Origin of the sequence: Paenibacillus sp. FSL R7-0026 (assembly GCF_038004485.1) — a bacterium.
GTDB lineage: Bacteria > Bacillota > Bacilli > Paenibacillales > Paenibacillaceae > Paenibacillus > Paenibacillus xylanexedens_A.
In genome coordinates this window covers 5,448,895-5,470,297 of sequence record NZ_JBBORG010000001.1, presented here as the reverse complement: position 1 = coordinate 5,470,297, position 21,403 = coordinate 5,448,895, and the positions used below count along the sequence as shown (strand labels likewise).

Below are 21,403 nucleotides of genomic sequence, written 5' to 3'. Positions count from 1 at the left end.
CTGTCTTTTTGTTATGCATACGGAGCGGTGGAAGGAAGGAGTGTGTATAAGGATGAAGAATAGGACAATGGATAAAGTTGTAAGGTATAGACGAGGGTATGCGGCGAATGAGGAAATGATGGAACAGGTGTTTGAAGGGTCTCACCATGCAAATGGTACAGAATCTGTAGATAACAGGGACTTATGTAAAGAGGGCAGGAGTGACGGTAGAGACGGTAGAGATCGTACATTTCATAGGGAAGATACATACAACAAAGATGATATGTATGAAAAAGATGATACATATCAATCAAATGGAGTTTTCCAAATTGAGGGGTCAGGTGGTTTTGATCGGATCTTGAGATGTGAACATTACTCAGGGTCGGGATGGACTGTTGGGCTGGGCATACTCTCTATTGTCTTGCTGCTCGCAGGATGTCTGGGTCGAGGACTGTACTATTCAGTGGACCTGTACCCTGTTATTCTGATCGCAGCAGGAAGCACCTTGATCATGATCGTTCTATTTCTTACAGTTTTTCGTCCGAAGAAGGCGAGTGAACAAATACCCATGTCATTGGTACAGGGGCAGGGGAACATATTTCGATTCCCGGGGATGTGGCGGGTATTGTTGCCGCTAGCGATGATGACATGTTTTGGGCTACACGCATGGGCAGGCTCAGTGAGTAGACAGGGCAGTATGGATGAGATGCTGCGTTGGAGCTTACTTGCGCTGTTTACGCTGCTCACCGCAATACTGGCTGGGCGCACGGATGGTGCGCGTTGGTTTGCCTGCGGTTGGCAGATGGCAGGCGGCTTGCTTGTGCTAAGCGGCATCCTTGCCGTGTGCGGAGTATTGCCGCTGCCCTTCGGGGTGATGCGGACTGCTGACCCCGAGATCAGCTCCGCCGGAGCACGGCTCGGCGGATTATTGCAGTACCCTAATGCGTACGGTGCCATTGTTGGCATGTACGCATTGGAGCGGCTGATAGCCGCCGCGCGAGTCATAGCCCGGCCTGTGCCGGCCGGGCGACTCATCGCGGCAGTGCTGCCGCTCATGCCCGCGCAAGCCGCGCTCCTGCTGAGCGAGTCGCGCGGCGCTTGGCTGGCGACCGGCTGCGCCGCGGTCGCCGCCTTTGCTTTGCAGCGGCGCGGTGCCCGCTTACCGCTGCTGCTGGCCATGGCCGCGCCACTGGCGTGCGCGGCCTGGCTGTACCGCCAGCTGGCTGCTGCCCAGCTGGCGCCTGCACCCGTGCCCGGCCTGCTGGCACTGGCCGGGGCATGGGCAGCTGCGCTGCTCGGCACGCTGCTGCTGTGCCGCCTATGGCACAGCGGCGCCGCCAAGGCTCCGCGCTCCGCTGCCCTGACGGCCATCGTGCTGGCGGGAGCCGCCGCCGCACTCATGGCTGTGGCCTCCACCGCCGATCGCCTCGCGGCGGGTGTCGGCACTGGGGTGTCCCGCCTACAGATGTGGCGGGACGCCCTCCAGCTGTGGACCGAGGCCGCATGGCTCGGCCAAGGTGGGGATACATGGCGCAACATGTTTCGCGCCATTCAATCCTCGCCTTATGTCGGAGGCGAGGTCCACAACGGTCTGCTCGATCTCGCCCTGGACACGGGCATGATCGGCATCGTGCTTGTCGCAGGGTGGTTTCTCCTCACCCTGCGAAGCATCTTTTACTTTGCACCACAGCTCATTCCATCTGTGTGTGTTTTTGGTCTGCATGGGGCGATGGACTTTGACTGGAGCTTTACACTATTTTGGATGCTCTTCATCTGGCTCGATGCTTGGGCAGTCGCATTGAAGACGGAAACAGAGGGGGTCCAGCGATCCGGCGTAACTGTGAAATACACTCCTATCAGATCCAAATTGAGATCTAAATCCAGATCTCTTTTCTTGCGATATTTACCAACCCAATCCCGTCCATTATCTGTCTCGATGCGTTCCTTCTTTCATATTCTTCAGCGAGTAACTGCTCGGCTAATAAGGGTATCCACAGTGATGATCATCCTTTTCTGGATTGGTGGAACAGTCTGGCTGACCTCCCGATATGCCGTAGCAGAAGGGCAGTACCGTCAGGCGATGTCTGAACCGGATGGCACTCCAGCACAGAAGGTGCATCTTATGGCTGCCCTGCAGTCTAACCCGAATCGATCGGATATCGTGATATCTCTTGCGCGAACGCTCCCGGGACGAGAAGCAGAATCACTCCTTTTAAACAGCCTGTCCCATTCCCCGATGCACCCTCAGATTTACATCGAACTGGGACGATTGGCAGCACAATTCGGCGAAGGACAGCAGGCTGGAGAATATTTTGAACAAGCGATCGCATTGAATCGGTATGATGGCAATGGCCAATCCGCGGCTTTATATTGGATGGAGCAGGCAGCGCGGCGGGAATGGAAGGCAGGATTCACGGATCGAGCCCAACAGACTGCCGCCGCTGGTGTCCAGATGTATGAACGGTATCAACTGCTGGCTGAGGAAGTGGAAGCAGGAAACGTTCGCAATGATCGTCGTTTTGTACTGGAAGAACATGCTCCAGGCTATGGAGAGAACCTGCGCAGGCTTGCTTCGGCTTCTTCTCCTCCGTTTACTCCAGAGTTGACCAAGCGGAGCCCTTGAATAACTGCTGGATCTTGACGTTTACCCAAGTTATATGATGATGGATGTCAGCGTCTAAAAATTCTGGAAGTCCAAGCTGGCTGCTCCTGGCTGATAGGTATGCGATTTTCTAAGGAACACAGGACGTCTTATATCGCCTCTAGCTCCTCCTTTTAAATTGTAAGGAACATCAGACACGTTATTTCCGGAAATTCCCTAACAAAAAAACCAATAAAAGTCCAAAAATTCCGATATAACGTGTCTCAGATTCCTTAGATTTCTAAGAGTGCTTCAAATCCTTGAATAAGACGCCTCAGATTCGTTACCGCTCATGGGCTTGAGCATGAGTATGAGTTATGAGCATGAGCATGAGCATGAAAATATACTCTCAGCTTATGTTCATGCTCCCCGTGGTGGTCGGCTCCATGCTCTGCTCGATCCGCAAAGGGTCGCACTCGAATTTCGCCAGAGCGAAGCTTTACATCATAAGTGAGAAATTCGCATTATATGTCTCTATCGCTTGCTCGTACGTGAAGGACGCATTAACATCACACGTTAAGGACACAGTGCCCTTGCCTGTTCCTAACATGTTCAGATTCGCTTCAGCCTTGCTGCGTCTTTCAGTAGGTTTGAAGACACAGCTACCCGCCTCATTCCTCCATATCTACAGACGATAACCGCCAAATGCATGCTGAAACGCATCTTTTAATGGTTCAACATCTACTTCCCACATCGCGGCGATCTCTGCACTGACATCCGTGTTCCACCACTCACATAATTTCTTGCGGTTGTCGCGATTCTCCCCAATCCAGAGCAGATTTGTGATCACCTTACCGTAATAATATTCTTCTGCCTGCTTCATCCGTTCGGGAGAGACATATACTTTTAGTCTTTTGGCTGTTCGGTACAATTCCTTGCTGCATGCCCTGCGAATTCCTCTGGCGGAAGGAAGATTTTGACCAGATTGCGTATGTTTGACCGGCGGAGAACCGGGTATTGACTTGTGTGACATCTTCTCACGCTCCTCTCCCCATACCATATGCGGACTGCTGCGAACGGGACACTATCCTAACCTCGTGATGTAGCAACGTCCACAGCCCTGTGATAAAATAGGGACGAACATCCATGGTGCGGAGGGGCACCGCCAATCAGGATGGAGAAAGAGGGTTGAGATGGACTTTATTCATAACCTTGTTGGCCAATTGTTCGATTGGATTCAAAGTCTTGGGTACTTTGGAATCATGCTTGGATTAATGTTGGAAGTTATCCCAAGCGAAATTGTGCTGGCGTATGGAGGTTTTCTCGTTTCACAAGGTAATATCAACTTCTTCGGTGCTATGATTTTTGGTACGGTGGGCGGTGTGATTGCCCAGTTATTTATTTACTGGATTGGCCGTTATGGCGGCAGACCTGTACTTGAACGCTACGGTAAATACATACTCATCCAGAAAAAACACATCGACCATTCCGAGGAGTGGTTCCGCAAGTATGGTACAGGTGTCATTTTCACGGCGCGTTTTGTTCCGGTGGTAAGACATGCAATCTCCATCCCGGCTGGCATCACGAAAATGCACACAGGCAAATTCATCTTGCTTACTACACTCGCTGTTATACCTTGGACTGCATTGTTTATATATTTAGGGATGATTCTTGGAGATCAATGGAAGCATATTGATGAGAAAGCGGCACCATATGTTATGCCTATTTTGCTTGTCGCTCTCGCCCTTATGATCGTTTATGTACTTATTAAATGGATGAATGTTCGTAAAAAGAAAGGAAGTGTCTAGTCATGGGTAAACCCAACTTGTCTCACAAATTCGGTAAAGGTCTTCCACCGAAAGATTTTATCGAGAGTATGACCAAGAATCAAAGTGAATTCCAGGCCAACTATGATAGCTTTACTTGGTCGAACGAAGAGGATCGTGAGTTCTTTGAGAGTCTGAACCATCGCGATGATCTGCGTGTGTTAATTCTGGCTGCTGACTGGTGCGGAGATGTTGTCCGTAATATTCCGGTTGTGTTCCAGGCGCTTGAAATCTCAGGAATTCCAACAGAAGTTCTGATTATGGAGAACCATCCGGAAGTGATGGATGAATTCCTGACGATGGGTGGCCGTTCCGTGCCAGTTGTTATTTTCGCAGATACAGGTGGTCATGTGTTGGGTCAGTGGGGACCTCGTCCGCAGCATGTACAGGAAGTCATGATTGAATTCAAACGCCTTAATCCAGATCGTGAAGCAGCAGATTATCAAGAAAATTTGGCTGTGGCGCGTCAAGAGATTGGTAAACGTTATGGGGAAGGAACGGAGTCACATGCAGCCATTATCCGTGAGCTGCGTGAACTGATTTCGGGTTACTAAGCCGATATGCTTAACATTCGTACGTTTACACTAGGCCCGCTTCAGACCAATGCGTATCTCCTACAAGGAGATGATCCGGGTAAAGCCGTCATTATCGATCCAGGCATGAATCCAGGGCCGCTGCTTAAGGCGATCCAAGACTTGGAGATTGAAGCCATTCTCCTCACTCATGCTCACTTTGATCATATGGGCGGAGTAGATGAGATCCGTAAATTGAAGGGATGTCCCGTCTATCTTCATGACTTGGAGAGCGACTGGCTTACCACCCCGAAATTAAATGGATCTTTGAATTGGCCGCAGGCGACACCACCGCTTTCGACAGATCCCGCTGAATATGCCATGGACGAAGGGCAGAAGCTGAATCTGATTGGTCATACGTTTAAAGTGTTCCATACACCTGGACATTCACCAGGCAGTGTAAGTTTGCTTTGTGATAACGACCTGTTTGCTGGTGATGTGCTGTTCCGCATGGGTGTGGGCAGAACGGACCTGACAGGAGGGCGTGAACGGGATCTGATTGATTCAATCCAGAACAAGCTTTACACCTTTGCTGATGAGGTTAAAGTATATCCAGGTCATGGTCCCAAAACGACCATTGGTTATGAGAAACAGAACAATCCTTACGTGTCCGCAAGATAATCCGACATGATATGTGAAGAAAGTCTGGACAAGTGACAACTTTTTCATTAGAATAGCAATTAGTTGTTACAAGCGTTAAGGCATCATCTAACTGAAGCATTACCAAGAAACACCCAACCTCGCGAAGCACGCAGACTGTGGTCTATACCCGGTTTGCGTTCTTTTTTTGTTTTCAGCCCCTTTTTATCACAGAATTAGCCTTTTTTACGCTACATAGAGATGCAAGATGCGCTTCATCACAAGCCAGTTTTAGACCAATAGCAAGTTAGCAGCAAGTACAGATTGATTTAGAAATAATAAATTTTTAAAAATAGTATATAAGTTGAACTAATCATTTACAGGATAACGGAGAGTACAGAAAAAAACTGAAAAAGCGAAGCCACAAGCTTTCTGTAAGAAAGCTGCATCGGAAGCATAAGCTATCACCGGATTTTCCCTTTAAGAAAAGGGAATCAAAAAATCTGGGGATAACAGCGATTGGAAGGTTATTCTGTCATCGTAGTGGCAGTGTAAATAATCTTTAGTTCAACTTATATAGATCATGAGAGAGTGGGGAATATCAAAATGGAGAAACCAAGAGTTATTCCGTTGGGTCAGCGTGTCGAGTATCCGATCATTGAAGAAAACCGTCGCATATTGGAAAGTGGGAAAAGAGAAACGGGTACTGAGCGAACTTTAATACATAACCCTAGCGTGACCAATGAAGTGATGAAGTCTCAGCAGAATATATGGACAAGTCGTGTGTTAAGAAACGGAGCCCACAACCAACCGTGGTTCGACAAGCTGCAAGATTACCGGAATCAAGTCTGATTGCCCGGGAAATTGTCGGGTTTTAATTTTTTTTGATTTCATTGAACGTTTTTGCAGAGCCTGTCGTAATAACTCCAGATTGAACGGGAAGCAGGTGATTTCATGATAAAGGCAGCTGAGCTGGAAGAGGTACGCAGAGCAGTATCGGGAGACGATAGCGCACTTGCATCGTTGTTGCAACGTCACTACACGTTTGTGTATAAGTATCTTGTCAAAGTGACAATGGACGCTAACCTCGCAGAAGAGACGGTGCAAGATACGATGATTCGTTGTATGGAAAATATCCATCGATATGATGGCACGTCTGCCTTTTCATCATGGATGATCACCATTGCGACCCGGATCTATATCGATAAGACAAGACGTAAGAAGAGAGAACAGAACTGGCTTGCTCTCATCCGGGATCAGGCTGTACGTCGATTCCGCTGGCAGCTTGAGACTCGGAATGAAGAATGGACAGATGTCATGGATGCGATGACAAGACTGACACCCGAACATCGTGTTGCAGTGCTACTGAAGCATTATTATGGATACGGGTATGACGAAATCGGGGAGATGCTGGGTATTCCTGCGGGAACGGTGAAGTCACGCACAGCTTATGGTCTCCGTCAGTTAAGAAAGGAGCTGGAATAAGGATGAGCAGATCAGAAGATGCACAAGAACAAGAAGTTGTAGAACGATTGCAACAACACATGAAAGTGCTGGATGATGCATTTGAGCCGACAAGTATTCCTTCTTTGGGTGCACTTGAAGCCCAAGTCAGGGAACGGAGACAGATTAGACGTCGAGCCAATTGGATCGAGATGATATGTTTCTGGTTGGTTGGATTGCTTGCCATTACCTTCGGGGCATTATTTTTCGTATCTGCTCCAGCTCTATATCTGGGAATCCAGGCTCTTGGTACAGCTGTTGCGGTGGTTTTGGTTGTGATTTGGGCTGGACGGCGCCGGAAGGAGGTTCATCATGAATAAAATGCATTATTCATTGGATGAGATTTCTCCACTGTGGCTTACATTGCTTGGCATTTTTCTTCTGGTTCAGGGCACATGGATCTTTCGGGACGCACGCAGACGTGGACATTTCCCTTGGTTATGGGGATTATGGGGCATCACCGGATTTCCCACGCCGCTCATAATATATTGGTTTGTCGTAATTCGATCACAGCGCAAGCCAGGTGGACGGAATCAGAAATAACATCATTTTAAAAATGGAAAAAAGATTTTGCACAAATATGTTGTTTAATTCTAGTATTCCTAGACATCGTTATTCTTTTCTAGTAGACTATACAAATAAATATTAATGATAGACTACCAGGAGGTTAGACGATGCTGCGATTAGGAGAGAAGGTTGTCATCGTCGCGGATGCGTTTGAGCAGAATCTTCCTGTGGGGGAATATGGTTTCATCATCGCTTATGACCGGAATCCGGACAATGCGTTCGATTACGTGCTTCGAGTGCCGCAGGTGAACCGGAACTTTTTTGTTCCATCCGGCGACGTCGATCTGGAAGAGGTTCTGCTGAAGCAGGAAGCTGAGCGGGTCGAGCGAGAAGCGTTGATAGATTACGCCCTTGCGACACACAATGAGAAGCTGTTTCATCATCTGATGAACGGAGATTTTCAAGCTGTGGAAGAGGAAGAGGAAACCGCGAACGATGTTATGTCACAGGCGGATTTTATAAAGCAGGTTAATCTGCGTGCATGGATTTAGAATTTTAAGAGTCGGCTGATGCCGGCTCTTTTTTATTTTATAAGTTCGTTTTTAGCTTCCCAGAAGTCAGTCAGGTCATTTGCATTGAATTGTCGAACTATCTCACCTATAATGAAAAAAGTTATCTTGAGACTTTAGCCCGTTAAACGAGCGATTCGTTTCAGGTCGTTTCGGGAATCAGAACGAATGAAGGAGGCATCCGCTAATGAGTATTTCGAATAATGACGTTCAGCATGTGGCCAAGCTTGCCCGGCTCAACTTGACTGCTGAAGAAGAACAGACCCTGACAGGTCAGCTGAACGCGATTTTAAAATATGCAGAAAAGCTGAATGAGCTGGATACAGAAGACATCGAGCCCACCACTCACGTTCTGCACGTAAGCAATGTTATGCGTGAAGATGAGACCAAAGAAAGCCTGTCGATTGAACAGGTGATGCGCAATGCACCGGAAGAAGAAGACGGGCAGTTTAAAGTGCCTGCAGTAATGGAATAACGGATAACCGGAAGGAGGACAAAAACTGTGAGTTTATTTGAACAATCGTTGCCTGAGTTACATAACAAGTTGAATGCCAAAGAGCTGTCGGTCAGCGATCTGGTGGATCAGGCGTATCAGAACATTGGCGCGCATGACGATAAAGTTAAGGCATATTTGGCACTGGATGAAGAACAAGCACGCGCTCGTGCACGTCAACTGGATGACCGTCTGGTTAGCGGCGAGGAGCAAGGTTTGCTTTTTGGTCTGCCTGTAGGTATTAAGGATAACATCGTTACGAACGGACTGCGGACGACGTGTGGTAGCCAATTCCTTCGTAATTTCGACCCGGTTTATGACGCGACAGTTGTCGAGAAATTGAAAGCTGCGGACACCGTAACTATTGGTAAACTCAACATGGACGAATTCGCCATGGGCGGTTCCAATGAGAATTCAAGTTTCTCCCCTGTACGTAATCCATGGGCACTTGATCGTGTTCCAGGAGGTTCCAGCGGTGGTTCGGCAGCAGCTGTAGCTGCGGGAGAAGCATACTTCACGCTTGGATCAGATACAGGTGGCTCCATCAGACAGCCTGCTTCGTATTGCGGTGTTGTTGGATTGAAGCCGACGTACGGACTTGTTTCCCGCTTTGGATTGGTTGCATTTGCATCATCCCTGGATCAGATTGGTCCTTTGACGAAAAATGTTGAAGATTCTGCTTATGTATTGCAGGCCATTGCTGGTTATGACGCCAAAGATTCGACATCTGCAAAAGTTGAGATTCCGGATTATTTGAGCGGACTGACAGGTGACGTTAAAGGCCTTCGCATTGCTGTTCCGAAGGAATACATCGGTGAAGGCGTCGATCCACAAGTGAAAGAGACAGTACTGTCTGCATTGAAAGTTCTTGAAGGGCTCGGGGCAACATGGGAAGAAGTATCCCTTCCGCATACCGAATATGCGGTGGCTACGTATTACCTGCTGGCATCTTCAGAGGCTTCTTCCAACTTGGCTCGATTTGATGGTGTACGTTATGGCGTGCGTGCTGACAATCCAGATAACTTACTGGATCTGTATCATCAGTCTCGTAGCCAAGGCTTTGGTCCGGAAGTGAAACGACGTATCATGCTTGGAACGTATGCACTCAGCTCGGGTTACTATGATGCCTATTATCTGAAAGCACAGAAGGTACGTACATTGATCAAACAGGATTTCGACAATGTATTTGCCAAATATGATGTGATTATCGGACCAACTGCGCCAACTACGGCGTTCAAACTGGGTTCACAGGTGGATGATCCACTTACGATGTATCTGAACGATATTTTGACTATTCCGGTTAACCTTGCTGGTGTACCTGCTGTTAGCATTCCATGTGGATTCTCGGATGGATTGCCTGTTGGCCTGCAGATTATCGGTAAAGCCTTTGATGAAACAACCGTATTGCGTGTAGCGCATGCGTTTGAACAAAATACAGAATTCCACAAGCAGCGTCCGCAGCTGTAGACTGCCCGGAACGGAGGAATATAGAAATGTCCGCATCTAAATATGAAACGGTCGTTGGACTTGAAGTCCACGTGGAGTTGCATACCAACTCCAAAATTTTCTGCGGCTGCTCCACAGCTTTTGGAGCTCCGCCGAACACGCATACCTGCCCGGTCTGTCTCGGACATCCGGGCGTACTGCCAGTACTGAATCGTCAGGCGGTAGACTACGCCATGAAGGCAGCGATGGCCCTGAATTGTACGATTGCTGATGTCAGCAAGTTTGACCGTAAAAACTACTTTTACCCCGATTCACCAAAAGCTTATCAGATCTCGCAATTTGATCAACCAATCGGTGAGAACGGCTGGATTGATATCGAAGTGAATGGTGAAACGAAACGAATCGGCATCACGCGTCTTCACTTGGAAGAAGATGCAGGGAAGCTTACACATATCGATGGCGGATACGCGTCTTTGGTGGACTTCAACCGTGTTGGTACTCCACTGGTGGAGATTGTATCCGAACCTGAGATTTCTTCTCCGGAAGAGGCACGTGCGTATCTTGAAAAATTGCGCGCGATCATGCAGTACTGTGATGTATCGGACGTGAAGATGGAGGAAGGATCACTGCGTTGTGACGCTAACATCAGTTTGCGTCCACATGGACAGGAGAAGCTGGGAACAAGAGCTGAGCTGAAAAACATGAACTCCTTCCGTGGTGTTCAACGTGGTCTCGAATATGAACAATATCGTCAGGCTGAAATTCTGGATGATGGCGGTGAAGTGGTTCAGGAGACGCGTCGCTGGGACGAAGCTCAAGGAAAAACACTGTCGATGCGTGGTAAGGAACAGGCGCATGACTATCGTTATTTCCCGGACCCTGATCTGGTGAAGCTGCATATCGATGAAGCCTGGAAAGAGCGGATCAGAGCTACCATACCTGAGCTTCCAGACGAGCGTAAGGCTCGTTACACGGCTGATTACGGATTGCCTAGTTATGATGCAGAGGTTATTACTTCATCCAAGGCTATAGCTGATCTTTTCGAAGATAGCTTGAAATTCACTCAGGATGCCAAATCCGTATCCAACTGGATCATGGGCGACTTGCTGGGTTACCTGAATACGAGCAATCTTGAGGTGACTCAGGTTCCACTGACAGGTCAAGGTTTGGGTGAGATGATCGGACTGCTGGAGAAGGGCACCATTAACAGCAAAATCGCCAAAACGGTATTCAAGGAAATGCTGGAGAGCGGCAAGCTTCCACAGCAGATCGTTGAAGAGAAGGGTCTTGTGCAGATTAGTGATGAAGGCGCCATTCTTGCCATCGTTGAGCAGGTTGTAGCAAATAACCCTCAATCCGTGGAAGACTATAAAGCTGGTAAACAAAAAGCCATTGGCTTCCTTGTTGGTCAGGTTATGAAAGAAAGTAAAGGCAAGGCGAATCCCGCTCTAGCCAACCAACTGCTTGCAGATGTACTGAACCGCTAATCCTTCCGGTGAGGCCGGACAGAAAGAGGCTCGTCCCTGTGACAGCCTCTTTTTGGTATTGATAGATACAAATGTATTTCGGACGGGGGAACGGATATGAACATTCAACCATTATCACTGAGTGATCTGGAGACGTTGGGACAGTTATGGAGACTACAACATGTAGCTTATCGATTGGAAGCCGAAATCATCGGATTTCAGGAGATTCCTCCTTTGATGGATACGATGGAGACACTTCGGGATTGTGGAGAGAGTTTTTATGGTTGTATCCATAATGACGGAGAGCTTATCGGGGCTGTCGCTGTAGCGGAGGAAGAGGAGAATACACTGACCATTACACGAATGATGGTGCACCCGGATCACTTTCGCAAGGGAATTGCGGCATCTTTGATGACGTATGTGTTGGAACAGCATGCGGATCTTCCGCGTTATATCGTCTCCACAGGAACGCTGAATCAACCCGCAGTGAATCTGTACACCAAATTTGGTTTTACGCCCGTGGAAGTCACACAGATTGCACCTGGAGTGGAATTAACGACTTTTCACAAGAATAAACTTTAATAATATTAACAACTTGAGGAGGAATACCGACTTTGGGCGATCCCTGGTTCATTGATGAGTGGCACATTTTATTACGATTATTGCTGGCTATGCTGCTTGGAGGGCTCGTAGGCCTGGAGCGGGAACGGTCCAATCATGCTGCCGGTTTGCGTACCCATATCCTGGTATGCCTTGGCTCTGCACTGATTATGATGTTATCTGTTTATGGCTTTAAAGATTTTGCTAATGAATTAAATGTAAGGATCGATCCAGCACGTCTGGCTACTGCTGTAATTACTGGTGTCGGATTCCTGGGAGCAGGGACAATTCTCTTCACGGGAAAATCCATTACCGGACTGACTACAGCAGCTTCAATCTGGGTTGTTGCAGCCATTGGGCTCGCAGCAGGTGCGGGATTCTTTTTTGCCTCTATCGTATCCACCGTTCTGGTATTGCTTAATCTCTGGGTATTTAACAAATTAGAGCTAAGGTATTTACGAGGGAACAAACTGCATGTTGTTACACTTCATACCTTGTCAGAACCCGGTTTTCTCGAACAACTGTCTTCATGTATGGAGCAGGAGAAGATCAAAATTCGTAAAATTACCGTGAATGAACAAGACCTGGCTTATGCAGAGATGGTGTCAGTTGAACGAAAAATTGAGATTGTGCTGCATGTTCAGGTACCGCATGATTTCCAAACGGTAGGCTTGGTATCCAAGTTAAGACAATGGGAACATGTTACCAAGGTGTCGATCGAATAAATGAATTACAACCCTCCCCAGGCCAGTAGTGCCGGAGGGTTTTTGGTCATATCCATATTTCTTCCAGTTACTCTCCTTGCTCTTTAGGGTACTATCTAACCAAATGCATGAAGAGCGGAAGGTCAGATCAGAAGAGAGGAGTATGTTATGAAACGGAGACGTCAATTGAACAAAAAGACCCGTACAGTTCAGACCAAACCGGTTAGAAATCGGACTCACAAGTTTATTGCGGGATTACTGAGTGCCATTATTCCTGGCCTGGGTCATATTTATCTGAGATTGTACATGAGAGGTTTGACCTTTATGCTGCTTGTTTTGCTTGATCTGTCAGCAGTGTTGTACTTCTCATCTATTGGTATACAGATCAATGTGCCATTGCTCATCTTACTGGCTTTGTGTATTCCGGTTATTTACTTTTACAATGTATATGATGTGTTGCAATCTGCAGATTGGGTCATGATGCGCAGACGTAGAGCAGTGACCCAGGCAACTTCGGACAAGCCGATATCCAATGAACGTTCTACACGAGATGCAATGATGGTCTGGGAGAGAGGCATATCGTTTGGATTACTTCTGATTGTGGGAGGATCTTTGATGGTACTGTTTTTCCGTAAACCACGTTGGTTTCAAGAGCTTCTCGCCATGTACGGCGGATATTCATTTGCGGTTCTCATGATCGTAGGTGGTTTGCTTCTGTTTGGTCGTGAGTTCTGGGTGATGTTGAACAAGAAAAAATTGTAGTGGAAACGATACAAGGAGGGAACGTGATGAACCGTAAAGTCCGGGTTGGCCGCTATACGGCTGCCGCCTTAATCATAGCGGTCGGTGTGCTGTTGATTTTGGATAAACGGTGGGGAACTGACTACGTATATGAGATGGTGGACTGGTGGCCATTTTTGCTCGTTGTTTTAGGTGTTGAATATATTGTGCTGTTCCTGTGGACTCGCAGAAGAAACAAGGTGCAATCGGATAACCCGAGCAATCCTGATGAGCAAATCAAAGTACGCTTCAGACCCGATGCCAAAGGCATTCTAACCTCACTGATTTTGGCGGCTTCCGTATTTATCGTCACCGAGCAGGATCACTACATGCACTTGTGGAATAGAGTGAGTCTAAATCTCGGAGCGGCATCCATGGACTATAGTCAAGCGGCAGGATATATGGAGGATAAGGGCACGATTCGTGTACCTGTTCGCATGGATACGTCGGATCTGGTGGTTGAAGGTGTCAACGGAGATATCTCGGTACAACGCGGAGATACGGATGAGATTGAAGTACGGACGGTGATCTGGGTAGATCAGACGACGGAAGTACAGGCAAAGGCCGTTGCAGCAGCCTCTTTTGTAGAGGCCGATGGTACAAAAGTAATTTATATCAAAGCTACAGGCAAGACGTATGGAGACAATGAAAAAACGCAGCCACGGATGAATCTTACCATAACGATCCCGGATGATCGTCGTTTTAATCTGGATATTCGAACTTCCAATGGTGCCATATTATTAAACCGTCCGGAAGCCATTAGTACCATACTGGCCGAAACGGGTAACGGACGTATCCGGATTACCAATGCTGTTGGAGATATCTCCGGGAAAACGTTGAACGGGGATGTCATTGTAGCCAATGCCATTGGTAATGTCGATCTGGACAGTAACCGCGGAGATATGAAGGCTCGCGGTATTTCCGGCGATGTAGATCTTGCTACACAAGTGGGAAGTATCAGTATTGCGGACTCCGTTGGTGAATTCATCGCAGAGACACGCAACGGCAATATTACGCTGGATGGAGCCAATCTGGGAATCAAAGCCCAATCGCTTAATGGCAGTATTAACATCGTATCTACCAAAGTCGGAGGGGACTGGGATGTGTACAGTGCGGTGGGAGCCATTAACGTATTACTTCCTGATCGTGGAGACTACAGTCTTGCGGGTTCCAGCAGTTATGGAGATCTAAGTACGGATCTGCCGTTCAAAGTACAGAATAAAACCATAGAAGGCCAGCTCGGTGAGGGCGAGTACAGGGTGAAAATTGAAGGCAACAGTGATCTCACCATTCAGAGTAACCCGGCTGTATCTACGCCTGAAACAGTTACACCTGATTCTGAAGATACGGCTGAGAATCTGGAACAGACTACCGAGGACGGACCAAATTCCCAGTAGGATTCTACAGAGGTTCCTTGACTGCCGCGTTGACAATAAACTTGTAATCGCCGTACAATAAATGTACACTGGCAAGATTACACGGCATGAAAGATGGATTGTCGTTCTTAATGGCCGGGAATCAACTCTGAGCGAGGAGACAGGAACTTACTCTTCACCAGAGAATGAAAGGTAAGGCGGTGGGCTTTATGGCAACACGTGTCCAACATGCGTTGGAGCATCTGAAAACGACCGGTGTCCGTATTACACCCCAGCGTCATGCCATATTGAACTATCTGATGGAATCCATGGGGCATCCGACAGCCGATGAAATTTACCGAGCCCTTGAACCCCAATTTCCCAGTATGAGCGTGGCAACGGTATATAATAATTTGAAGATGTTTCTGGAAGCTGGCATGGTCCGGGAATTGACATACGGAGATAATTCAAGTCGCTTCGATGCCAATGTGACGGATCATTATCATGTTATCTGTGATCAATGCGGCAAGATTGAAGACTTCAGCTATCCTTCACTCAAAAGTGTAGAGCTTCAGGCGGAGTCTAGTACAGGATTCGAAGTACACGGTCACCGATTGGAAGTATATGGCGTTTGCAAAAGTTGCAGGGATTAAGAGAGTTGAATTACAATATTAACGTGCAGAATTCAGTATGGATTCTTCACGTTTTTTTTTAGCATTTATGCAAAATGCTCATCTTTATAACAACTTATGCGCACATCCTTATGATCAGCATAATTAACGGAGGTAGACGTTTGGGTAGAAAAAGCAGATATACACGTCAGAAGCGACGTTCATTTTGGCCCGGTTTTCTCGGGGCTTGTCTGATCGCCGGGGGGGCTTACTGGCTTATAACAAATGTATGGTTGAACCAGAGCCATGAAGACCCCGACTGGGTAGGAAGAAGCCAACCTATTTTTGTAGATGGCCAACTGATGGATGGAGACGCTCTGGGTACAGGAGATCAACTCAAGTTGCCTGTAGATGTGCTGCAAGAAGCGATTGATGCAGGCATACGTTATGAATCAGAATCGGGAGATATCATTATTGCCTCTCCTCAGCGAGTCCTTCATATGAAAGATGGAAGCACACAAGCAGAACTTAATCACAAAGATTATCCTATGACAGTTAAGCCTGAGGTTAAAGACGGAGAAGCATACATTCCGCTCAAACCTTTGAAAGAAGTATATGGCATAACCGTACAGGAAGATTCAGTAACAGGTGCTGTGCTGCTGATGCGTGGAGGAGACACGATACAATATGCAGAGGTTGATACGTTGTCATCCAAAGCGGACAAGACCGTGCCGTTATATAAACGTGGGGGAGAATCCTCACCAATCATTGCCGACATGGAAAAGGATGCACGGGTACGTGTATGGCAGACGGGGGATAAACAGAGTTTTGTTCAACTCGATAATGGATATGCCGGATATGTAGATAATGATTATATTGTCCTCACCGAGAAAAAGAAGGTGGACTTGCCCAAGTATACGCTGACTGCAGCAGAGAAGAAGTGGCAGAATAAACCGGTAAATCTGGTTTGGGAAGCCGTGTACAATCGTCAGCCTGATGTGGGCTCTATCGGTAAAATGCCAGGTGTGAATGTGGTCAGCCCTACATGGTTTCATATTACGGATGGACAGGGCACTGTGAAAAGCAAGGGAAACCAAGCTTATGTGAACTGGGCCCACCGTTCGGGTATGGAAGTATGGGGACTCATGGATAACAGCTTTGATCCGGACGTTACAAAAGAAGCTGTAGCTTCTTACGAGACACGCACGCATATTATTGAGCAGATGTTAGAGTATGCACAGACGTATCAACTGGATGGTATCAACATCGACTTTGAGAACGTGTATACCGATGACGGGCCGAATATTACGCAGTTTGTGCGCGAGATCAAGGCGATGGCTCGTATACATGGATTGATGTTATCAATCGATGTAACACCAAAATCGAACAGTGAGATGTGGTCTGCCTTTCTGGATCGCCGTGCATTAGGTTCTTTTGCAGACTATGTTATTGTGATGGCTTATGATGAACATTGGGCGGCCAGTCCCAAGGCAGGTTCGGTTGCATCTCTGCCTTGGACCGAGGCTTCCATGAGACGCATACTTGAGGAGGATGAAGTCCCTTCTAACAAGTTGATCATGGCGGTTCCGCTCTATACCCGGATATGGACGGAAGAGACGAATGATCAGGGTGAGGTTAAAGTGTCTTCCAAAGCGGTGGGCATGAATGCCATCGTGGAGCTGATCAAAGAGAAGAAACTCAAACCTGAACTGGATCAGGCAAGTGGACAGAACTATGTGGAATATAAGGAAGACGGAGCTACCAAGAAAATATGGATTGAAGATGCCGTGTCCCTTCAGGCGCGTGTGGATTTGATTGCTTCGCTGAAGCTGGGCGGAGTAGCAGCATGGAATCGAAGTTTTGCTAATGCTTCTGCATGGGAGGTATTAAAGCAGGCCGGTTACCAGAAATAATTTACTCGAACTCAGAGTGTCTGCTTGCTTCAATTTGTTTTCGCTAAGCTCAAAGTTTCTCATTGGGTACCATCATACGTGCAGTCTACTGTTTTATTGGTCGTAGAACTTATAACTTAACTTCATATTTTAGCTATTGATAACAGCAATAAGGGCTCACTTATAAGCCAAGTCCAAAAAAGGTCCGGTAAACATACCGGGCCTTTTTTTGTTCTTCAATGAAATTAAGGTAAAAGACATTTAGCGGTTGGAGATTAATTCGTGCTAACCATCGGTGGGGGGAGCTTGTGTAGAAGGCGCTTTCAGTTGTTGACTGGTCATGTTGGCCTTATTAGGGTCCAGGGTGAGAATGGTATGACAGAACATACAACGATCCGTTTTGCCAAGCATTTTGGTTAATTTCCCGCATTCCGGACAGTCGACTTGTACTGCGCTGGTGGAGAGCATACCCGCCCAGAAATAAATGGCTAGACTGGCCATCATGGCAATCAGTCCAATGACGAGTCCTACAGCTGCGAATACCTTGCCTGCATGTCCCCAGAAAACAATCCCGGCTGTTCCCAGTATCATTAGGCCCATACCTAGCATGGTCAGTAGTAATCCCCAAGTGCGAAAAGCATTAATTTTTGCTGATTTAAAAATCATGAAAAATGCTCCTATCGTATGAGTAGTATTGGACCTGGAAAAGAAGGAAACTTCAGTCTGGATGTAGAATTACATTATAACTGACTTGGCGCTTATCTGCCATGAAATGTATGGAGGGAATCGTGGAATTAAAGAACCTTGCTTTTTTGTCCGAACAGTCGGAAGAGACAGGGGCAGTTGGGGCTATCGCTTATTCCCACCCGGGAGAGCGATTCCACGGCTCCCTAATTCAAGATTTCGAATTATTAGTACTTGTTGTTCATAATGATGATCAATTGAAGTCGGCAGTGGGACATTACAGATATGGTGATCTTCGTTATCAGATGATCTATGCGAGCCGTCATGAATTAAAGAGTAGTGTAGTAACCGGGAATCATAATAATCTCACCCAGTGTCTGATTGAAGGTGAGATTATCTGGGAAGCGGACAGCGCCTTAAGTGATTTGCGAGAAGAACTGTCTACCTTTGGTGCAGAATTGCGTGAGCAGAAGCTGCTTCATGAATTCACCAGTTTCTTGAGAATGTATGTGGAGGCCAAACGTCATATTCAGGAAGGTCATGTTGTAGACGCCTACTACAATGTATTAGAGGCTCTGGGGAACTGGGCAAGAATTGTATTGATTGAACAGGGGATATACCCGGATCATGCCGTCTGGACACATGTGCAGAATCTGGATCGCGCTTTATGGAAACTATATCAAGAGCTTACCGTAAGCTCGGAGACGCTGGAGCAGCGAGTAGAGCTTGTCCTGCTTGCCTGTGAGTTTTCGGTAATGTCCAAAATGAGTGAATGCTCAGAACTGCTGCTGCGTGTGTTAAGAAGTCGCAAGGAGCCGTGGAGCATGAATGAACTTGTTCATCATCCGCAGTTAAGATTTGTTCGAGAAGATCTGCCTTTGGTTATACGTAAGCTGGTCTTTCGTTCTATTGTAAAAGAATCGGCAGGATGGCCATCGATCGGAGGAGAGGGCCGGGAGATTCGGTATTGGATAGAGGCATAACCTTCTCCAGAGGCCTGACATTATATTGATCACATAAGGGAGGGGAAACCTTCCTTTTTTGTTTGTTTAATAATTTATAAAAAGATATTGACTCTCATTCACGATATATGATACATTATATTTCGTTCCTCAAACGAGATTATCACCAACAAACGATAAATTCTTCAGAGGAAAAGTGAAGAACTAAAGCTTGAAAAAAGAAATCAAAAAAAGTTCTTGACGAAAATAAACGAAATGTGTTACATTATTTAAGTCGCCGCCGAAACTTGGTTGAGACGAAAAAGAAGTATAACAAATCGTTTTTGATCTTTGAAAACTGAACAACGAGTGAGTAAACATTCTGCTTGCAGAATGAACGCAAAAGTTTGAGACAAGCCTTGGCTTGAATCGACTGGAGCACAAATGAGAATTTTAATCTCGTCAGATTCAAAATGAGCTTATCGCTCTTTTCAATACTTTATTGGAGAGTTTGATCCTGGCTCAGGACGAACGCTGGCGGCATGCCTAATACATGCAAGTCGAGCGGACTTGAAGAGAAGCTTGCTTCTCTGATGGTTAGCGGCGGACGGGTGAGTAACACGTAGGCAACCTGCCCTCAAGTTTGGGACAACTACCGGAAACGGTAGCTAATACCGAATAGTTGTTTTCTTCGCCTGAAGGGAACTGGAAAGACGGAGCAATCTGTCACTTGGGGATGGGCCTGCGGCGCATTAGCTAGTTGGTGAGGTAACGGCTCACCAAGGCGACGATGCGTAGCCGACCTGAGAGGGTGATCGGCCACACTGGGACTGAGACACGGCCCAGACTCCTACGGGAGGCAGCAGTAGGGAATCTTCCGCAATGGGCGAAAGCCTGACGGAGCAATGCCGCGTGAGTGATGAAGGTTTTCGGATCGTAAAGCTCTGTTGCCAGGGAAGAACGCTTGGGAGAGTAACTGCTCTCAAGGTGACGGTACCTGAGAAGAAAGCCCCGGCTAACTACGTGCCAGCAGCCGCGGTAATACGTAGGGGGCAAGCGTTGTCCGGAATTATTGGGCGTAAAGCGCGCGCAGGCGGTCATTTAAGTCTGGTGTTTAATCCCGGGGCTCAACCCCGGATCGCACTGGAAACTGGGTGACTTGAGTGCAGAAGAGGAGAGTGGAATTCCACGTGTAGCGGTGAAATGCGTAGATATGTGGAGGAACACCAGTGGCGAAGGCGACTCTCTGGGCTGTAACTGACGCTGAGGCGCGAAAGCGTGGGGAGCAAACAGGATTAGATACCCTGGTAGTCCACGCCGTAAACGATGAGTGCTAGGTGTTAGGGGTTTCGATACCCTTGGTGCCGAAGTTAACACATTAAGCACTCCGCCTGGGGAGTACGGTCGCAAGACTGAAACTCAAAGGAATTGACGGGGACCCGCACAAGCAGTGGAGTATGTGGTTTAATTCGAAGCAACGCGAAGAACCTTACCAGGTCTTGACATCCCTCTGATCGATGCAGAGATGTATCTTTCCTTCGGGACAGAGGAGACAGGTGGTGCATGGTTGTCGTCAGCTCGTGTCGTGAGATGTTGGGTTAAGTCCCGCAACGAGCGCAACCCTTATATTTAGTTGCCAGCACTTCGGGTGGGCACTCTAGATAGACTGCCGGTGACAAACCGGAGGAAGGTGGGGATGACGTCAAATCATCATGCCCCTTATGACCTGGGCTACACACGTACTACAATGGCCGGTACAACGGGCTGCGAAATCGCGAGATGGAGCCAATCCCAACAAAGCCGGTCTCAGTTCGGATTGCAGGCTGCAACTCGCCTGCATGAAGTCGGAATTGCTAGTAATCGCGGATCAGCATGCCGCGGTGAATACGTTCCCGGGTCTTGTACACACCGCCCGTCACACCACGAGAGTTTATAACACCCGAAGTCGGTGGGGTAACCGCAAGGAGCCAGCCGCCGAAGGTGGGATAGATGATTGGGGTGAAGTCGTAACAAGGTAGCCGTATCGGAAGGTGCGGCTGGATCACCTCCTTTCTATGGAGAATCGTTTCCTGCAACGGAAACATTCAAATAGCAGACTAGATCTGCACAAACTACTCACTCGTTGTTCGGTTTTGAGAGCTCAAACTCTCAAACAGCTTGCTTTTGCATGGAGCTTGTTCTTTGAAAACTAGATATCGAAACGAAACAAACGCGAATTAGAACATTCCTTTAAGCTGATCTTGTGTAAACAAGTGAAGTGTTTATAAAGGTAGTTAAATTGCTTTTGTGATGGTATCGGGTGAGAGCGACTTTTG

The 21,403-nt window shown here is 47.4% G+C and carries 21 protein-coding genes and 1 rRNA gene; 20 read left to right on the top strand and 2 right to left on the bottom strand.

What is annotated here, in order from left to right; translation table 11 throughout:
• Positions 1-13: 13 nt before the first annotated feature.
• Positions 14-2,602 carry an O-antigen ligase family protein gene (locus tag MKY44_RS24035; protein ID WP_341008883.1) on the top strand — a complete coding sequence of 863 codons (2,589 nt, stop codon included), beginning with the start codon at positions 14-16 and terminating at the stop codon, positions 2,600-2,602.
• A gap of 643 nt (positions 2,603-3,245) precedes the next feature.
• Here the strand turns inward: MKY44_RS24035 and MKY44_RS24030 are convergent.
• The gene (locus tag MKY44_RS24030) at positions 3,246-3,593 is read right to left on the bottom strand and encodes a dehydrogenase (RefSeq protein WP_074096436.1); all 348 of its coding nucleotides are present in this window, start codon (positions 3,591-3,593) and stop codon (positions 3,246-3,248) included.
• A 160-nt stretch (positions 3,594-3,753) separates the two neighbouring features.
• Between MKY44_RS24030 and MKY44_RS24025 the strand changes: the two genes are divergently transcribed.
• The 17 genes from MKY44_RS24025 to MKY44_RS23945 all read left to right on the top strand — a co-directional run bounded on the left by MKY44_RS24025 (position 3,754) and on the right by MKY44_RS23945 (position 17,484).
• Entirely contained in the window at positions 3,754-4,368 is a 615-nt protein-coding gene (locus MKY44_RS24025; RefSeq protein ID WP_036607012.1) for a DedA family protein, read from the top strand.
• A 2-nt stretch (positions 4,369-4,370) separates the two neighbouring features.
• Positions 4,371-4,940, top strand: a complete 570-nt coding sequence (locus MKY44_RS24020) for a thioredoxin family protein (protein ID WP_017692292.1) — start codon at positions 4,371-4,373, stop codon at positions 4,938-4,940.
• A 6-nt stretch (positions 4,941-4,946) separates the two neighbouring features.
• Positions 4,947-5,579, top strand: coding sequence for an MBL fold metallo-hydrolase (locus MKY44_RS24015; RefSeq protein ID WP_036607016.1), 633 nt, complete (start codon positions 4,947-4,949; stop codon positions 5,577-5,579).
• A 564-nt stretch (positions 5,580-6,143) separates the two neighbouring features.
• Complete coding sequence (locus MKY44_RS24010; RefSeq protein ID WP_341008882.1) at positions 6,144-6,389, top strand: hypothetical protein; 246 nt, start codon at positions 6,144-6,146, stop codon at positions 6,387-6,389.
• Positions 6,390-6,491: 102 nt separating this feature from the next.
• The gene (gene sigY, locus MKY44_RS24005; protein ID WP_341008881.1) at positions 6,492-7,022 is read left to right on the top strand and encodes an RNA polymerase sigma factor SigY; all 531 of its coding nucleotides are present in this window, start codon (positions 6,492-6,494) and stop codon (positions 7,020-7,022) included.
• Positions 7,023-7,024: 2 nt separating this feature from the next.
• The gene (locus MKY44_RS24000; RefSeq protein WP_341008879.1) at positions 7,025-7,360 is read left to right on the top strand and encodes a YxlC family protein; all 336 of its coding nucleotides are present in this window, start codon (positions 7,025-7,027) and stop codon (positions 7,358-7,360) included.
• Positions 7,353-7,583 (top strand): sigmaY antisigma factor component, encoded by a 231-nt coding sequence (locus MKY44_RS23995; protein ID WP_341008877.1) that lies wholly within the window; start codon positions 7,353-7,355, stop codon positions 7,581-7,583. Before MKY44_RS24000 ends, MKY44_RS23995 begins: the two co-directional genes overlap by 8 nt.
• A gap of 131 nt (positions 7,584-7,714) precedes the next feature.
• The gene (locus MKY44_RS23990; protein WP_024631336.1) at positions 7,715-8,098 is read left to right on the top strand and encodes a hypothetical protein; all 384 of its coding nucleotides are present in this window, start codon (positions 7,715-7,717) and stop codon (positions 8,096-8,098) included.
• Between the two features lie 205 nt (positions 8,099-8,303).
• Entirely contained in the window at positions 8,304-8,591 is a 288-nt protein-coding gene (gatC, locus tag MKY44_RS23985; protein ID WP_036607033.1) for an Asp-tRNA(Asn)/Glu-tRNA(Gln) amidotransferase subunit GatC, read from the top strand.
• Between the two features lie 27 nt (positions 8,592-8,618).
• Complete coding sequence (gene gatA, locus MKY44_RS23980) at positions 8,619-10,076, top strand: Asp-tRNA(Asn)/Glu-tRNA(Gln) amidotransferase subunit GatA (RefSeq protein WP_341008876.1); 1,458 nt, start codon at positions 8,619-8,621, stop codon at positions 10,074-10,076.
• A 26-nt stretch (positions 10,077-10,102) separates the two neighbouring features.
• Complete coding sequence (gene gatB, locus MKY44_RS23975; RefSeq protein ID WP_149846799.1) at positions 10,103-11,542, top strand: Asp-tRNA(Asn)/Glu-tRNA(Gln) amidotransferase subunit GatB; 1,440 nt, start codon at positions 10,103-10,105, stop codon at positions 11,540-11,542.
• A 96-nt stretch (positions 11,543-11,638) separates the two neighbouring features.
• Positions 11,639-12,103, top strand: coding sequence for a GNAT family N-acetyltransferase (locus MKY44_RS23970; protein WP_341008875.1), 465 nt, complete (start codon positions 11,639-11,641; stop codon positions 12,101-12,103).
• 32 nt (positions 12,104-12,135) lie between these two features.
• Positions 12,136-12,846 carry an MgtC/SapB family protein gene (locus MKY44_RS23965; protein ID WP_017692302.1) on the top strand — a complete coding sequence of 237 codons (711 nt, stop codon included), beginning with the start codon at positions 12,136-12,138 and terminating at the stop codon, positions 12,844-12,846.
• Positions 12,847-12,993: 147 nt separating this feature from the next.
• Positions 12,994-13,587: a hypothetical protein gene (locus MKY44_RS23960; protein ID WP_341008873.1), complete on the top strand. Its 594-nt coding sequence runs from the start codon at positions 12,994-12,996 to the stop codon at positions 13,585-13,587.
• 26 nt (positions 13,588-13,613) lie between these two features.
• Complete coding sequence (locus tag MKY44_RS23955) at positions 13,614-15,002, top strand: DUF4097 family beta strand repeat-containing protein (protein ID WP_036607044.1); 1,389 nt, start codon at positions 13,614-13,616, stop codon at positions 15,000-15,002.
• A gap of 188 nt (positions 15,003-15,190) precedes the next feature.
• Positions 15,191-15,613: a peroxide-responsive transcriptional repressor PerR gene (gene perR, locus MKY44_RS23950; protein WP_026081471.1), complete on the top strand. Its 423-nt coding sequence runs from the start codon at positions 15,191-15,193 to the stop codon at positions 15,611-15,613.
• 140 nt (positions 15,614-15,753) lie between these two features.
• Positions 15,754-17,484: a glycosyl hydrolase family 18 protein gene (locus MKY44_RS23945; RefSeq protein WP_341008871.1), complete on the top strand. Its 1,731-nt coding sequence runs from the start codon at positions 15,754-15,756 to the stop codon at positions 17,482-17,484.
• Between the two features lie 264 nt (positions 17,485-17,748).
• Here MKY44_RS23945 and MKY44_RS23940 read toward each other — a convergent pair whose 3' ends face one another.
• A complete protein-coding gene (locus MKY44_RS23940) occupies positions 17,749-18,129 on the bottom strand; it encodes a DUF2614 family zinc ribbon-containing protein (protein WP_017692307.1) in 381 nt (126 codons plus the stop codon).
• A gap of 122 nt (positions 18,130-18,251) precedes the next feature.
• On the opposite strand from MKY44_RS23940, the gene MKY44_RS23935 reads away from it, so the two are divergent.
• Together MKY44_RS23935 and MKY44_RS23930 are read left to right on the top strand one after the other, a co-directional pair.
• Entirely contained in the window at positions 18,252-19,130 is an 879-nt protein-coding gene (locus tag MKY44_RS23935; RefSeq protein ID WP_036607052.1) for a nucleotidyltransferase-like protein, read from the top strand.
• 457 nt (positions 19,131-19,587) lie between these two features.
• A 16S ribosomal RNA gene (locus MKY44_RS23930) occupies positions 19,588-21,140 on the top strand.
• The last annotated feature ends 263 nt before the right edge of the window (positions 21,141-21,403 follow it).